We start from the raw sequence: 14,533 nt of genomic DNA, 5'->3' as shown, positions 1-14,533 counted from the left end.
AGCTCCTCGTGGACCAGGGCGTCGATCCGGTCCTTCTTGCCGGCCTCGTGCGCCTGCTCGATCGCGGCGATCTCCTCCAGAGTGAGGGTCTTCTCCTCGTCGGGTGCGGTCGGGTCGGCGAAGATGATGAAGCTGTTGGTGCGGCGGTAGCCCATGGGTGTCCCCTCATTGTCGACGGCTTGTCGCGGTACGTGTCGCACGCTAAACGATCAAGGGTTCCGGCGGCTCCCACCAGGCTCCGTTCAGCCGATCGAGTGAACGCGATCAAGCCTCGATGGCGAAGATCGGACTTCATCGACACCGCACGCCTGCCGACGGGCTCGACACCGCTCACGGAACGCTGATCAATCTTCGACGGCACGGACCCCCTACTGCGATGACGCAGGACATCACAGGACAACCACCGCGCGGGATAGTCCGCGTCGCACTCGCTGCTACGCCGCAATCCGTTGTCCAGGCCAACTCATGCCAGGATCTGGATGTTCACCCCCGAGGGGGGCAAGGCCACAAGCTGGAACCTGAAGGGCCGACAGGTCGCGGACAAGGGACGCTCCGCCTACAACCGGGCCCGCACCGCCTACCTGGGGGATTACTGGACACTGGCCGAGTCCACCGACCTCCTCCAGCTCCTTGAAGACGACAAGCTCCCCAGCCTCAACAACCAGGGAGGCTTCCGCAAGGTCGTCGACGCCTACAACCACGACGGCAGCGAGAGCGCCCACTTTGAAGAACACATCGTCAACATGAACGACCGCCTCGGCATGGTCCAGTTCTCCGCCGCCCGCCACCCGGCACTGCGGCACGTCAGGCCCCGCACTGCCCTCGCACGGCAGCCCGCCCCTGGCACAGCCCCGTACCGGGAGCGGGAGGGCGGCAGTCTGCCGGGGCGCGGGCATGTCGAGCTTCTCCCCGACGACGGAGCACCGGACCGGGGTGTGGATCGTCAACCAGAAACAGCGCCGCGACCGGCTGGAGCGCGAGCAGCTCGCCCAGCTCGCCGAACTCGGCGTGGACTGGGCGAGGTAGCGGCGGAGGAATCTGCAGCAGCCTGTCCAGCAAGAACGTCACCGTGACGCTCGGCAGCGAGCACCGTTGAACAAGCCATGATCACGAAGATTCGAATCGCAGCATCCATCCTCCTCGCCGCAGCAGCCCTGTCCCTGACCGGAGCCGCTCACGCAGACACGCCGGACATCCAGCAGCGGAGGGGAGAGGTCGACTACTCAGAGGGAATCAACGAGTTCTACGACTGGGGCTGATACCGGATCTCTGTCCCTGAACAGCCGCTGACCTGGGAACAAGTGTGGGGGACCCAACGGTGCTCCGTGTGTTCCAGAACTCTGGAACACACGGGCGCCTACCCAATTGGGTAGGAACGATCATGAGGAGCGGCAGCGGGTTTCCGCGTCCTCCCGCAGCTCTCTCCGGTCAGGCGCCGGGCCCTGTGCCTGCCTCGCGGGCGGCGTGCCGCTGGACTTCCTCCGAGGGCGCCACAAGCGGCCCCGCCACAGACGCGGCGGGCTCCGGCCGCCACACGGCGCCCCGGCACAGGGTGGCCACACCGGCCGTGCCGCCGAGCACCGACAGGACGAAGTCCGCCTGCACAAGACCCAGGTGGCCGGCCCGCCAGGCGGCCGCGACCAGCGCGCCGGACAGCAGCAGTCCCTCGATGCCGATCCGGTCCCGGCCCGACAGCGCCCACCAGGCCACCCGTACCCGGTCCGCTCGCGCCCCGAAGCCCTGCCGTCCGGGCGCGGGTGCCTTCGCCGTCACCGCGTACGCCCCGCGCCCCTGGCCGGTACGGCCTGCTGCCGGTGCGCGGGAACGGCGGCTTCTGCCGGAGCCGGCTGTCCGGGAGCCGCGGCGGCGGGCGTGGTCGTGGAGCGGGAACGGGCCGCCGCCGGTCGGGGCGGAGGGCGGTGTCGTCAGGGAGTGCAGGGTCGCTTCCACGAGGCGCCCCACGGTGGCGGAGGACGGGTCGTCCTTCCATGAGGTGATCTTCGTGAGGCCGCCGCAGCAGGCATGAGACGCCGCGGTCGGGGGTGATGGGCGACGTCGGGCGTATCGATCATCCTGTGATGGTCAGTCTGGCGGCCGTCTCTCGCCGGGTGCTGTGGGAGCAGATCCTTGATCTGCTCCCACAGCCGGTTCGTCAGTGGCCGGTGAGCGATCGGGGGCGCAGTTCCGCGCACCGGACCCCGAGGCACCCCCAGGCAACCTGAGGCCGCAGACGGCTCCCTGAGCGCCTATCAGGTTGCCCCCCCCCGGCCGGGGAGGGGGGCTGTGCGGTCCTGCGGGGCCCCCAGGGAGGCGTACAGCGGCTAGAACGGGGCTGCTGCTGCTGCCTGCTGGTGGCTGACGATGGACTTGCGCCTTCCCCAAAATCGGCCAAGTAGTGGCGCGTTCCCGTCTCGTGGATCAAGGAAGGCTAGCGGTCGACCGCGCGGCTCTAGCCTGACGAGAACCAGTCCGACGAGCCACGAGGCGCCCTATGACCAGCAACCCAGCCGACTCCACTCCCGTCGCCAACGACGACGCCCACGACAAGCTGTTGGCCGCTATCGGCACCGAAGCCCAGACCGTCGCGGAGACGTCCGCCGGTCAGGCGTCAACCGCCTTGGTCGAACTGTCCCGCGCCTACGCGCTGGTGACATCCGCCACCACATTCCGCGCGGCCGCAAGGTACGCCTTCCGCGAAGATGAAGAGGCGCCTCTCCCCATTCCAATGAGGGTCACGCTTCCCGAACGGACATTCGTCCTGCAGCAGATCCCGGCACCGATCACCACGCCCGAAACACCCGCCGCGACGGAGGCCCGCGACGCACTCCTGACCGTCATCGGCACCACGGCCCGGAACCTGCAGAAGTACCCCGGCCAGGCATCCACTCACCTGGCGGAACTCGCGCGCGCCTACACCCTCGTCACTACCCGCGACGAGGACATGAGCTTCAGCCCGATCAGCGGAACGATGAAGCCCATCCATGGCTTCTTCGATGTACGCTCCACTACCTCGCAGGCTGGCGCAGACGCCCCGGCCCCCGCGCCGGCGCCGACCACCATTCCGGCTGAGTCACCCGCCGCCGCGGAAGCCCGTGACCAGCTCCTGACCGCCATCGGCACCGAAGCCCAGAACCTGACGGAGCAGCCCCCCGCCCAAGCATCCGCTCAGCTCAAGGAACTCGCCCGCGCCTACGCACACCTCGGATACCCGCACACATCGGGCAACCGTCTTCTTCTCGAGTCCTACCCAGACGCCTACATCGACCCCTCCCTGCGCTGGGTACCTGCCTCCGAGGTCAACCCCGAGGACATCGCCGCGCTGTCGATTGAGTACCCCGAGGGACAGCCAGTGATCGTCGTCCGCGGAGGGAAAGCGATCCCTGCGGGCCTAATGGCCGTCGACCCGGCGGGGAACCCTGTCGCCGGGTACGCGGCGGGAGCCAAGGCGATTTGGCTTGCTGGGCTCGCGACCTACCCCGCCATCCGTCCAGACGTCGTCGGCGACCTTTTCGACAAACGCGCCTACAACGCACTCGACGGGTACTACGTCCACCAGCCCGAGGAATGAGACCGACCCGCGCTCGATGACCCGCGCATGACGGCCAACGGCAACCGTGCCGCATCCTTCAGCTACCAAGCAGCTGAACACCGTCGACCGGTGCATCAGCTCCCGGTCCGCCTTCACACCGGGGACTGCTGGGACACCGGCAAGCGGTGCGTCCCGGCCGCCGCCGAGCAGGTACGCCAGCTCCTGGCCGAGGGCGTGCCGGCCTGTATCCACTGCCGCCCGGACACCGCCCTCGGAGTGCTCGAATGACCGGGTACCGGCACGGTGGAGGGATGAGTCCTGACCTGCGCGTCATCGTCTACCCGCCGGACGCCGAGGGCGGCCGCCGCGTCCGCGTCGACGGCGAGATCCTCGGCCGCGCCCTCGGCCCGAACGATCTTCTGGAGTTTCTGCGGCGGGCCGGCCTGGACCCCGACGACGTCCGCCTGGACGACGTGCTGCTCATCGAGTGGCGCGGCGGCGGGCCGGCCGTCTGGAGCCCCGACCCCGAGGAGTCCTGAGGGCAGCAGTGCGGGCCGCCACCCCGGCGAGGGTGGCGGCCCGCACTGCTGCTTCGGGTCAGAGCTCGTTTCTGATCCCCGGCTGACGAGTAGCAGACTCAGCCCGGTCTCCTTGGCGAGCACAGTTCCTCGTTGACGGTCTCAGTAGCTTCACCAGGGATAGTTACCGCTGGCCGGGTCAGGCTCGTGAAGCGTGCCGTACTTGGCACGGACGACCGCCTCCTTGGTCGCGACCCATGAGTGATCCTCGCCCGAGTTGACGGCGACCACGTGCTCGCCGTCCTCGGTCATGACGAGCTGCGACACCGTCTTCCTAAGACGTCGTTTCTTATGGCGTGATCGTTCGTTGAACCGTGCATGACGGACCTGGTTGAGCGGCTGGTGCCGGACGAGTTATGGGTGTTGTTTCGGCGGGTGGTGCCACCGACTGAGGTGATACGTCCGCAGGGTGGGGGCCGGCGGCGTGCGGGCGACCGCGAGGCCTTGGCCGCGATCGTCTTCGTGGCCACCTCGGGCTGCACGTGGCGGCAGCTGCCACCAGTGTTCGGTCCGAGCTGGCAGACGGTCTACCGGAGATTCGCGCAGTGGAGCCGGGCCCGGGTCTGGGCGAGGCTCCACCGCGTCATCCTCGACGAGCTCGGAGCGAGAGGCGAGCTGGACTGGTCACGTTGCGCGATCGACTCCGTCAGCGTGCGGGCTGCAAAAGGGGGCCGCTGACCGGACCGAATCCGACCGATCGCGGCAAGCTGGGATCGAAGATCCACCTGATCACCGATCGGAACGGGCTGCCTTTGTCTCTAGGTATCTCCGGCGCCAACATGCACGACAGCCAGGGTCTGGAACCGCTCGTGCGTGGGATCCCGCCCATCCGGTCTCACCGAGGTCCGCGCCGCAGGCGGCCTGGAAAGCTCCACGCGGACAAGGGCTACGACTACGACCACCTGCGCCGATGGCTCCGCGAGCGCGGGATCCGGCACCGCATCGCCCGCAAGGGCATCGAGTCCTCACAAAGGCTCGGCCGCCATCGATGGGTTGTTGAGAGGACCGTGTCCTGGCTAGCTGGCTGCCGCCGCCTACACCGTCGCTACGAACGCAAGCCGGAACACTTTCTCGCCTTCGTCGGCATTGCCGCAGCCCGTATTTGCCACCGCCGTCTGACCTGCTGATGACGTTCCCAGCCGGTAGCTCAGCAGGGAGTCACCTCTGGGTCGAAAATGCGTAGGCCCCAGGGTTCCAGTGTGCTGTCGCAGAGTTCCGCCAGGAACTGCACTGCCCCGCCCGCATAGTGCCACCAGGCTCCGCCGCGACCGGCCACGGTAACGAACCACTCCTGCGGGGTCTCTCCAGCAGTGCTCCACATAAACTTGTCACTCTCGTCCGACTCCGACCACGGCAGAAGGCCGCCCGGTGTGGGATAGGCCAGCAGACCGAGATCGGGTTCCAGCCAAGCATCGACAAGTACATCCAGCGTGCTCTGAAAGCCACGGTGTACGCAGTGTTCCTCGCCCGGTTCAGGCAGGCTCACGAGAATGTAGTTGCCGATGGCGAACGTCGGGTACCACTCGGCCAGGTACTTGTAGTCGGACGGCAGTGCGGTGCCCAAGCTCTCCTCGACCAAGGCCCAGTCGAGCGCAGCCGGCGCCGATCGACGGATGTCGACCAAGCCTGGGATAGCGCGCTCAAGCGCTGCAAGAGCCTCTGCCGGATCCGTGATACGGCGCTTCGGCGTCTGTGTCTCGATGGGATCATCCGTCATGGGCAGCAGCCTGCCAGACCGGTGTGACACGCCCATGAGCGGATCCACCCACCGCAGCCCCTCCGTTGTCGACCCGGCAATGGAGGTCCAGCCAGGCAGACAATGCTGAGGACGACGAATCGAAGCCATTAGAAACAGTGTCTTATTCCGGGAGCCTCGGCCGGGTGGCGTGAGTAGCGCAGCCCAGTCTTGGCGAGCAGTTCCTCGAAACGATCCTTGAGGGTGCCCCGGGTGATCACCCGGCCGCGATCGGTCCGAGGTAGGTACCGCCGGAGACATCGATGGTCTGGCCGGTCACCCAGCGCCCCTGCGGGCCCGCCAGGAAGCCCACCACGTCGGCGACGTCCTCCGGCTGGCCGATCCGCCCGAGCGCGGTGATCGACTCAAGCGCGGCCACCGCCTCGGGAACCGCAGCGTAGGGGGCGATCATGTCGGTCAGCACCACCCCGGGTTCGACCGTGTTCACGGTGATCCCACGCCGGCCCAGCTCGTTGGCGAGCGACGGGCCGAGAGCCGCCAGGGCCGCCTTGGTGACGGTGTAACCGATCTGGCCGGGTTCCGCGATCCGGGTGGCCGCCGAGCCCATGTTGACGATCCGTCCGCCGTCCCGCAGCAGTGGCAGCGCCCGCTGAACCACGAAGACCGGCGTGCTCACGTTGACCGCCAGCAGCCGCCCGAACTCCTCCTCGGTGAGCTGCTCGATCGAACTGACCGAGTGGATGCCCGCGTTGTTGACCAGAATGTCCAGGCCCTCCGCGCCGTGGTCCGCCAACCCGGCGATGAGCTCCTTGAACAGCCGGTCCACCGCACCGCTCTCGCCGAACCGGGCCCGCACCGCGAACGCCCGGCCACCGACTTCGGCGATCCACGCCACGGTCTCCGCGGCGGCCGCATCGTTGCCGCCGTAGTGGACCGCGACGAGCGCACCCTCGGCGGCGAGCCGCAGGGCGACCGCGCGCCCGATCCCACGCGAGCCGCCCGTCACCAGTGCGGTCCTGCCGTCCAGTTCCCCCATGATCGCCTCTCCCCTCGTGATGCCCCGGTCGATCCGGGAACGATTCAGCCTGAGCGGCCTCAGTGAAGTGCGGTGCTGATCCTCCCGCGCCCACCCAGGTCGGTGCCGTGCCAGCCCAAGGATTCAGCACTCGCCTTCGACCGACCCGCTCAGAGAAAAATGGAATGCCGTGGCACGTACGTCATGCCGTGCCCCCTCCCGTTGACCACTTCGCGGACGCTCCCACCCTGCCGGAGCCGGGCCTTGACCGACAGGGCACGCTCAGTCAGCCCTGTGGCGTGAAGACATGCTGGGCGCCGTGATTAATCTCAGCACCAACGGCTGTTCAGTGATCCCCAAGGCCGTACCGGGTGGGCGAAGGTGCGACGGGTCATACGCCGGACTCCAGGACCGGGTACGACAGACAGTCCACCGGGCCGCCGCCCCACTAATTCCCGATCCCCCGCTCGACACTCCGCGTGGATGGTTTCGGTACTCGCTGATACGTCGACGCCACCGAGCCCCCGGCTGCTCTCCGCACCCGCCGACAAACGCTCTTCGTTCTCACCTAGGAAGCCAGGCGGGGACGGCCATGGCGGTGGAGGCGATGCCGGTGGTCAGTGCGGTGGTCAGCGCGGCCGTGATCGCGGCCCGGGTGACGGTACGGGTGGTGGTCATCCGTGTGGGTCCTGCCGTTGCGTAGGAGTCGTTACGCGCGGCACAACTGGCGTGCGGGGACCGAAGTGTCGTGTGGGAGTCCGACCGGATGATCTTTGGCCGGATCCGCACATGGCAGGCGTGCGGACCGCCGCGACGCCAGGAGATGGGTGGGCGGCTTCCTGGCCTGACCGGCTCCGCCGCCCGGCCGCTGTCCAAGACTCAAGCCTCCTTCCCCGGCTATCGCGGGGAAGGAGGTGTCGTCCCGGAAAACAGGCTTGCCCACCGGGCCTGACCAGCCACGATGCTCAAGATCGAAAAAGTGGGGGTCCCACTGCCGGTCACACCTCCGGTGCAACCTCTAGTCCCCCTCTACGTGCAACCCTCCAGCCCCCTTCCGGTGCAACCCTCCTGGGGGCCTGCGCGGCCTCCAGCCGAGGGAGGCTTGCCCAGGTGGGCCGGGCGGGTGAAGGCCGCCCCTGCGGCGTACCTGGGGTGCCGGGCTGCCGGTTGTGGGTGAAGCGGACCGACCGGCCCGTGCGCGAGGTCACGTCTGCGAGGCAGGGCATGGGACGTCACAAGCAGCACAAGCCGGGCCGCGAGAGCGTCCGCGTCCGGCCGTCGACGGAGTGGTTCGGCACCGCGTTCCACTCCGTCCACGGGATGGTGCACCTGGACGTCCGCCAGTCCGGCAACGGCATCCTGATCACCTCCTCCCCCGCCGAGATCGACGGCGCCCCGGCGTCGTGGCAGCTGCGCCTGCGCAACGACGACGAGGGCCAGGGCCTAACCGAGATGGGCACGGCCCTGAAGGCCGGGCGCGGGCACATCTACAGCGTCACCGAGGAGCCCGGCGCCAAGACCGTCCTGGCGTTCCTCCCGAACCACCCCGACGAAGGCGTCGGCACGCTGGCCCAGGTCCGCACCAGCGAAGGCCCGGACGGCGACGACGTCGTCTTCGAGCGGTCCGCGGAGCGTCCGATGGCGCAGTGGGCCGAGGCCGGGGAAAACCTCCTGCGGATCGTGCCGCTGCTCGGCCCGGACGCCCCGGCCGGGGACGCAGTCGATGACTGCCTGCCGTGCCCCGGCTGCTACCGGCCCGTCTACGACAGCTCCTCCTCGCACACCCTCATCGGCGCCACCCCGTTCCCTCTGGCCGGGTTGTGCAGGCTCTGCGCCGACGGCACCACGCTCCGCTCGCTGCGCCAGGCCGACGGCGTCCCCATCGACCCGGAGCAGCTCGTCGTCCTGGAGACCGTGGCCGCCGCGATGGCGTAGCCGGGCCGCCGGCCCTGGGCAAGCCGCCCTCACAGGTGGCTTGCCCAGGCACACAGGCTTGCCCGGACGCCAACTTCAGCATCGGGACCATCCGCTGCACCAGGGTCGGCGCAGCTGGCGGGTGTCTCTCCTGGCTAGCTCTCGGAGGGTTTCGCAGACGGCGGCAGGGCCATGTCGAGGAGCGCGTCGATGGTCTTCTCGCCCAGCTTGCTGTCGAGGTGGAGGGATCGGCGGATGATTTTCCCGACCGTCGCCGGGTCCACGTTCAGCCGTGTGTGAGCGTCCAGGCAGATCTCGCTCAGGAGGTTCGCGGTGTGGTCCGGCTTTCGCTGGACGTACCAGTCGAAGATCTCGACCACGTCGCGGCGGAGGGTGCCGAGCCAAATTCCACTCCTCCCCTTCTGGACCCCTGTGGCCAGATGGGAGAGCACGGCCTCGATCAGCGTCGTGCGCAGCGCCGACATGGGAACGAGACTTTCGGTTCCCACCGTGAGGGAGACTGCGGGCCACCAGGCGAGGGTCTTGGCTGCCTCCTCGGTCTGCTTCCCGTCTCCCTGGATGACCTTGGTGAGGCGGTTGTGGTCGGCGACGAGTCCCTGGGGCTGCGGGGTGCCGAAGGAGGTGGTGGCGGAGAGGAGCGCGCCGGGGCCCTGGGCGCGGTGGTGCTGTTCGGCCCAGTCCCGGGCCACGGGCTGCGACCACAGGGGGCCGGCTGCACCGTGGGCCTGCGGTTCGGGCATCTTGTGGTCTTCGTACTTCGGGTCCGGGAGGTCGTCTTCGGGGATGTTCGCGATCTTCGCCAGCCCGGCGCGGCCCACCAGGAGGCCCGGCTCCAGCTCGGGGGCCTTCAGGTCGACGACGCACTCGTCCAGCGGCCGGGCGTCCGGCACGCGTCGGCGGTGTTCCGCCCACAGCGCCAGGTGGTCCCGCCAGTTGGGCAGGGCCGTCTTGTGCGCGGTGAACCCGGCGATGGTGGCGACCGTCGCCTTGCCGGGGTCGGCGGGGTGGACCAGGAGGTCCGCGGCCGTGCCGGTGAGCGCGTCGCGAACGGGGCGGGCGTCGTAGCGTTCGTAGGCGCCGTCGAAGACCACGCCGGGCCGGTGCCAGGCGGTGCCGTCCCACCAGTAGCCGCCGTGCCGGTAGAGGAAGCCGGTGTGGCTGTACATCCAGTCGTGGTGGAGTCCGCTCCAGCTGGCGTCGGTGACCAGTACGACGGTGCGGCCGTGTTCGGGGTGGTAGTGGATGGCCCACGCGTACGCGCGGTTCTTCGGCTCGGTGGTGAAGGCCACCCATCCGTCTCCCGGTAACGGGTCGGTGCGGCCCCACAGTCCCTCACCCTGGTCCCGGCCGGTGCGCTCGATCGCGTCCGGGTTGTCGAGCGGCAGCCGTTCGTCGTTGATGAACGGCAGACCCGGAACGGGATGATCGGTACGAAGTCCGTTGGCCACCGGACGGAAGTCACCCAAGATCTTCTCTCCCTTGCGACATGAGAACCCCACGCGACGCGGGGATAAGTCCCCCCATCCCTGCGGCAGCATCGGCTCCGTTAAACCGCTGGGGCGGGACATCGAGCGGAGCCGTACGAGCAGTCCGTCCGGCCGGGCGGCGTGCCTCTGGTTCGCGTACGTGCGGGTGAACCCATCTCGGCCGGCGAACCGTCCCCCGCCGGGCTGTCGTCGACAAGGGGATGCAGCCGATCGACGAACAGCACATCGCAGAGCCCGGCCTGGTCGTGCTCGACATCACCGGCGGGGACGAGGACACCGTCCGGGCCGTCATGACCGCGCTGGAAGAACGGTGGGCGACCTCGGGCATCGTCCCGATGCGACGGGACCCCGGCGAGCCCGGTGTCCGGGCCCGGATCTACGCCGACGTCCTGCGCCCGGGACGGGAAGCCCCCTAACCACAGACCCTGGGCAAGCCTCCTCGCAGAGGGCTTGCCCAGGGTCGCCTCAGGCTTGCCCAAGTGCTCAGGCCTGCCCGGCCGCCGGCGCCCACAGGGGGTGAGCACGCCCGGTGCCGTGGCAGTGGGAGCACGGTCCGCCGCCGGGCGTGCTGTGCGCGTCGATGGTGGTGACGGCGTCGCGCAGGAGTTGGCTGAGGCCGTCCACGTGGTCGGTGTGGAGGGCGAGCTGGTGGCGCTTGCCGAGCAGGATCTCCAGCGCGGTGCCCGGCGCGGCGGCGCCCAGTTCGTAGGTGATGCCGCGGGTGACCGTGGTGATCAGATCGTGGACGTGGCCCATCGTCTCCCCGCCGGACAGCTCCACTCGCGCGGTGAAGGCGATGTCACCGGGCTGGGTGAGGGAGAGCAGCGCGTCGGCGCGCTCGAAGGGGAGGAGGCGCCCGACGGGTTCGGAGTGGGTCTGGCGGAGAGCGGCGAGGGCGTGCCACATGTCCCCCGCATCGCTGGGCACGGGCCCGGGGTTGTTCTGCTTGTTTCGTCTCATGGCTCCGGTGTACGACCGGCGAGGAGGCGTCGGCCGGCTCCGGGCATCTGCGTCCCGGAGGGTGACGCCGCGACTTCGGGAGCCGTCCCGCCACGTGATCCGGATGCTGGGCAAGCCCTCCGCACCGAGGGCTTGCCCAGCAGAACCCGTGACCGGTCTGCGGGCCGGTCGTGCCCGATCCGTCTCTCACGATCGGTCAACCAGCACGTCAGCGCCGTGACCGGTCCATGCAACTCCCGGTCTGGGCGGTGACCGGTCATCGGTCACGTGTCATCGGTCAGCCGCGCCCTGGCCGTGAAGGCCAGTGGTGGCCGTGACCGATGCCGCCCTGCTGACGAGCGCTGGCCGGGGTGGGCAAGCCGGTGTTCGGGATGGCTTGCCCAGGCTCCCCTTGGACTTGCCCAGCGTCGGTCAGCGGCCGACCGCTTCGGGATAGCGGGAACGGCGCCGGTGTGGGTCGTCGACGCCGATCTCGTACCAGGGCTCGCCGCGCTGGAGGCTGGGCAGGGTGTTGGCCCATACCGCGATGGTGATGCCCTGCACTGCGGCGGTGAGCGCCTGGAGGCGGTTGTCGAGGAGGTGTTCGGCCTTGCCTGCCAGGACGACGTGCAGCCGGGGGAAGGTGGTGGAGCGGGTGTAGCGGTGGCGCTGCCAGAACGGGTACGTCCCGCCGATGGTGCCGCGGGCGCCCTCCCAGACGCGGTGCCCGGCGTAGCGCTCGTAGTCCCAGACCTCCTTCGCGAGGCGGGCCTGGGACATGGTGCCGTTGTCGAGTTCGAAGAGGCGGACCTCGCTGGTCTTGGTCGGCACGGCGAGGACGGCGTCGGTGTTGAAGGACAGGCCGGTCTCTTTGATGGCGTGGTTGGCCTCCACCTGCCAGTCGGTCAGGTACTCCCGGCGCCCGCGCAGGACGGTGTCGGTGTAGGCGAGGATCGTGTCGGTCACCGCGACGGCGTGCGGTCCGAACCCGGCTCGGACTGCCTTCGCTCCGGTGCCGGCCTTCGGTCGGGGTGGCAGCGCGTTGCCGTCGGCCAGAGCCTTCTGTCCTGCCGTGGTGAGGTTCCAGATCTGGTGCTTGCCGTCCTTGCCGTTCGTCTCCGCCAGCCCGAGCTTCGCCAGTTCCACCATGGCCCTGCGCACGTACGACCGGCCGTCCGCCTCCTCCCCGGTGATCACCTGGGCCATCTGCCGGACCGTGGCTATCCGTACGCACCCCAGTATCCGCAGTGCATCGGCCCTCACCTTCCCGGCCGTGGGAGTGGACTTCTTCCCCTTCGCTGGTGTCTCAGGGTTAGGGAGAGAGGTGTCAGCGCGCCGGGAGGCCCCTGGCGGGTGGTGTGAGCTGCGGTGATGGGGATGACGTTGGAGTCGTTCACGGCACTGCTCGCGGCACTAACTTCCGGGCCGGCTGCGGGGCTCTCAGTACCCCTTGACCAGGTCGGTCGGGGCTCTGGCTCGGGCTGCCGGGCGCTGCTGGCGTACGTCATAGTCGAGGTTCCTCACGCGGGTGGCGCGGGACTCCGGACGGAATCCCGCCTTCACTTGCTAGAGGTGTCGTCGAAGTCGACGGTGTGACGCCCGTTGTCGAGCCGTGATCATTTGGTGGGTGCGGCGCAGAGCTCGGCGACGATCGTGAACGAGGTCATGACCATCGGCACGGCCATGGCCGGTGGCATCGCCGCGTGGGTGGTCTGGCCGTGCGCCATGCCGTTGCGGATCTGACGGCCGTAGTCGAGGTACTCCGTGTGGACGTTCGCGTAATTCCCCAGGGGTAAGTTCACGTAATTCCCCAGGTGCCCGTCTGGCTGGGGGCTGGTGACTCGTCTCGTCAGAGGTCGACGCGATGCTCGGCAGCCGATGGGTCATCGACGGAGCCGTAGCGCAAGACGACGTGCGCCGGCCGGAACGGCAGGTCGTTCAGGATGGGTGCCATGACAGCGAAGAGTGCGTCGGCGTCCGGTCCGTAGGCGTAGAGGACTACCTCGCCTCCTCCGTACTCGTTTCCGTCGAACTCACCGACGTCGGCTTGCTCGATCGCGTCGGTCAGCAGGGACTGGGCCTGGCGGACGACCTCCCGTTGGCTTGGCTCGCCGAGGCCGTCATCGGCCAGTCGATAGTGAGCGATGACGGCATGCTCAAGGTCGGCTTCTGCTTCGTCTGTGTCGGCCATGCGGGAAACGATCTCATCCCGGACCGACATCCTCGCCAGCCTGGCCCTCCGGGACGCGGTCCTAGGTGATCGTGGGCTTGGCAGGCTTGTCCATCGGGTTCTTGGGGCGCTTGTTCGGGCGGTAGCTGGGGCCGTTCATGATGACCTGGTGGCTGGTGTTGATCAGCCGGTCCAGGAGTGACTCGGCGACGACAGGGTTGGGGAAGAGGGGATACCAGTCGCTGGGCGCCCGGTTGCTGGTGATGATCAGGGACCTTCCCTGCCGCTCGGAGACGAGCTCGTAGAGGTCGTCAGCCTGGGCCGCGGACAGCTGGCGCATGGCGAAGTCGTCGAGGATGAGCACGTCGGGCCGTACCAGTTCACGGATCCGCTTGTCCCAGGTGCGGTCCGCGTGACCGCCGGCGAGGTCCGCGAGGATCCGGCTGGTCTTGGCGAACCGGACGTGGGCGCCCCTGGCGGACCGCGAGGTGGCCGAGGGCCTGGGCGACGTGTGTCTTGCCGACCCCCACCGGGCCGAAGAGGATGACCGACTCGCCCGAATGGAGCCAGCGCAGGGCTCCGAGGTCGCGGATCTGGGCGGCCGGGAGCTTCGAGGAGGCGGTGAAGTCGAACTCCTCCAGGGTGACCTGCTGCTCGAACTTCGCCCGGGTCAGGCGTCGTTGGAAGGCGACGGTCTCGCGGCGGGTGATCTCGTCCTGGCAGAGGACCTGCAGGAAGTCCAGGTGCCCGAGCTCGCCTCCATGAGCCTGGGCCAGACGGGCATCGAGGGTCTCCAGCATCCCCGAGAGTCGCAGTGACTTCAGCGACTCACGCAGGGCAGAATCCATCACGCTCATCAGATGCTTCCCTCAACTCGCCGTGGACCTGGTCGTCGTGGAGCTCATCCGCCGTCTCGGACGGGGCGACGGAGGCGAACAGCCGCTGGGGCCCGTGGAGGAATGCCGCGGCTCCCGCGTCCCCGCTCGATTCGGGCTCCGGATCGGTCTCGGTGCCGGCGATCAGGATGCCCTTGATGGTTCGGTAGGACGGGTCGCCGACCGCGAAAGCGGCCTTCGTCTGGATCATGTGCTCCGACCAAGGAACACACCCCATCCGGTCCAGGGCGTCCAGCGCCTCGCCGCGGAAGTCCACCGCGTAGCCGAACAAGGACAACAGCAACGGAC

Annotated in this window: 17 protein-coding genes and 2 pseudogenes; 8 read left to right on the top strand and 11 right to left on the bottom strand. The window is 68.8% G+C overall.

Going from position 1 to position 14,533, the window contains the following annotated elements:
- Positions 1-894: 894 nt before the first annotated feature.
- Both M4D82_RS34195 and M4D82_RS32960 read left to right on the top strand, forming a co-directional pair.
- Positions 895-1,026 carry a hypothetical protein gene (locus tag M4D82_RS34195; protein WP_283844535.1) on the top strand — a complete coding sequence of 44 codons (132 nt, stop codon included), beginning with the start codon at positions 895-897 and terminating at the stop codon, positions 1,024-1,026.
- 77 nt (positions 1,027-1,103) lie between these two features.
- Positions 1,104-1,259, top strand: a complete 156-nt coding sequence (locus tag M4D82_RS32960) for a hypothetical protein (RefSeq protein WP_249771335.1) — start codon at positions 1,104-1,106, stop codon at positions 1,257-1,259.
- A gap of 169 nt (positions 1,260-1,428) precedes the next feature.
- Here the strand turns inward: M4D82_RS32960 and M4D82_RS32955 are convergent, their stop codons facing one another.
- Positions 1,429-1,950 carry a hypothetical protein gene (locus tag M4D82_RS32955; protein ID WP_249771333.1) on the bottom strand — a complete coding sequence of 174 codons (522 nt, stop codon included), beginning with the start codon at positions 1,948-1,950 and terminating at the stop codon, positions 1,429-1,431.
- A gap of 541 nt (positions 1,951-2,491) precedes the next feature.
- Here M4D82_RS32955 and M4D82_RS32950 point away from each other — a divergent pair.
- The 3 genes from M4D82_RS32950 to M4D82_RS32940 are packed head-to-tail and all read left to right on the top strand — an operon-like array spanning position 2,492 to position 4,068.
- Positions 2,492-3,568 (top strand): hypothetical protein, encoded by a 1,077-nt coding sequence (locus M4D82_RS32950; RefSeq protein WP_249771331.1) that lies wholly within the window; start codon positions 2,492-2,494, stop codon positions 3,566-3,568.
- 27 nt (positions 3,569-3,595) lie between these two features.
- Positions 3,596-3,817, top strand: coding sequence for a DUF6233 domain-containing protein (locus M4D82_RS32945; RefSeq protein WP_283844534.1), 222 nt, complete (start codon positions 3,596-3,598; stop codon positions 3,815-3,817).
- Positions 3,818-3,840: 23 nt separating this feature from the next.
- Positions 3,841-4,068, top strand: a complete 228-nt coding sequence (locus tag M4D82_RS32940) for a hypothetical protein (protein WP_249771327.1) — start codon at positions 3,841-3,843, stop codon at positions 4,066-4,068.
- A 150-nt stretch (positions 4,069-4,218) separates the two neighbouring features.
- Here the strand turns inward: M4D82_RS32940 and M4D82_RS32935 are convergent, their stop codons facing one another.
- Positions 4,219-4,374, bottom strand: a complete 156-nt coding sequence (locus M4D82_RS32935; protein ID WP_249771325.1) for a hypothetical protein — start codon at positions 4,372-4,374, stop codon at positions 4,219-4,221.
- Positions 4,375-4,425: 51 nt separating this feature from the next.
- On the opposite strand from M4D82_RS32935, the gene M4D82_RS32930 reads away from it, so the two are divergent.
- Positions 4,426-5,234, top strand: a protein-coding gene (locus M4D82_RS32930) for an IS5 family transposase (RefSeq protein ID WP_502989038.1) whose coding sequence is annotated in 2 segments (ribosomal slippage) — positions 4,426-4,774 and positions 4,774-5,234 — 810 coding nt in all. Because the reading frame shifts where the segments join, the coding sequence is not laid out codon by codon here.
- A gap of 20 nt (positions 5,235-5,254) precedes the next feature.
- Here M4D82_RS32930 and M4D82_RS32925 read toward each other — a convergent pair.
- Together M4D82_RS32925 and M4D82_RS32920 are read right to left on the bottom strand one after the other, a co-directional pair.
- Positions 5,255-5,824: an SMI1/KNR4 family protein gene (locus M4D82_RS32925; RefSeq protein WP_249771321.1), complete on the bottom strand. Its 570-nt coding sequence runs from the start codon at positions 5,822-5,824 to the stop codon at positions 5,255-5,257.
- Between the two features lie 235 nt (positions 5,825-6,059).
- On the bottom strand, positions 6,060-6,839 hold the full coding sequence (locus M4D82_RS32920; protein ID WP_249771319.1) for an SDR family NAD(P)-dependent oxidoreductase: 780 nt from the start codon (positions 6,837-6,839) through the stop codon (positions 6,060-6,062).
- A 1,203-nt stretch (positions 6,840-8,042) separates the two neighbouring features.
- Between M4D82_RS32920 and M4D82_RS32915 the strand changes: the two genes are divergently transcribed.
- Positions 8,043-8,753: a hypothetical protein gene (locus M4D82_RS32915; protein WP_249771317.1), complete on the top strand. Its 711-nt coding sequence runs from the start codon at positions 8,043-8,045 to the stop codon at positions 8,751-8,753.
- Positions 8,754-8,887: 134 nt separating this feature from the next.
- On the opposite strand, the gene M4D82_RS32910 is transcribed toward M4D82_RS32915, so the two are convergent.
- The gene (locus M4D82_RS32910; protein ID WP_249771315.1) at positions 8,888-10,219 is read right to left on the bottom strand and encodes a hypothetical protein; all 1,332 of its coding nucleotides are present in this window, start codon (positions 10,217-10,219) and stop codon (positions 8,888-8,890) included.
- Positions 10,220-10,440: 221 nt separating this feature from the next.
- Here M4D82_RS32910 and M4D82_RS32905 point away from each other — a divergent pair, with 221 nt between their 5' ends.
- Positions 10,441-10,656, top strand: a complete 216-nt coding sequence (locus M4D82_RS32905) for a DUF6207 family protein (RefSeq protein WP_249771313.1) — start codon at positions 10,441-10,443, stop codon at positions 10,654-10,656.
- 67 nt (positions 10,657-10,723) lie between these two features.
- On the opposite strand, the gene M4D82_RS32900 is transcribed toward M4D82_RS32905, so the two are convergent.
- From M4D82_RS32900 to M4D82_RS32875, 6 genes and pseudogenes are all read right to left on the bottom strand, one after another.
- Positions 10,724-11,200 carry a hypothetical protein gene (locus tag M4D82_RS32900; protein ID WP_249771311.1) on the bottom strand — a complete coding sequence of 159 codons (477 nt, stop codon included), beginning with the start codon at positions 11,198-11,200 and terminating at the stop codon, positions 10,724-10,726.
- 411 nt (positions 11,201-11,611) lie between these two features.
- Entirely contained in the window at positions 11,612-12,385 is a 774-nt protein-coding gene (locus tag M4D82_RS32895) for a replication-relaxation family protein (RefSeq protein ID WP_249771309.1), read from the bottom strand.
- A gap of 410 nt (positions 12,386-12,795) precedes the next feature.
- Positions 12,796-12,981 carry a hypothetical protein gene (locus M4D82_RS32890; protein ID WP_249771307.1) on the bottom strand — a complete coding sequence of 62 codons (186 nt, stop codon included), beginning with the start codon at positions 12,979-12,981 and terminating at the stop codon, positions 12,796-12,798.
- 47 nt (positions 12,982-13,028) lie between these two features.
- Entirely contained in the window at positions 13,029-13,370 is a 342-nt protein-coding gene (locus M4D82_RS32885) for a hypothetical protein (protein ID WP_249771305.1), read from the bottom strand.
- Between the two features lie 61 nt (positions 13,371-13,431).
- Positions 13,432-14,206: pseudogene (istB, locus tag M4D82_RS34730) on the bottom strand (IS21-like element helper ATPase IstB).
- Positions 14,178-14,417: pseudogene (locus tag M4D82_RS32875) on the bottom strand (hypothetical protein); the annotation flags it as partial. The pseudogenes istB and M4D82_RS32875, both read right to left, overlap by 29 nt.
- Positions 14,418-14,533 lie beyond the last annotated feature (116 nt).

The organism is Streptomyces sp. RerS4 (genome assembly GCF_023515955.1).
Classification (GTDB): domain Bacteria; phylum Actinomycetota; class Actinomycetes; order Streptomycetales; family Streptomycetaceae; genus Streptomyces.
The sequence above is the reverse complement of the archived record's forward strand: the minus strand, read 5'-3'. Positions and strand labels throughout refer to the sequence as shown.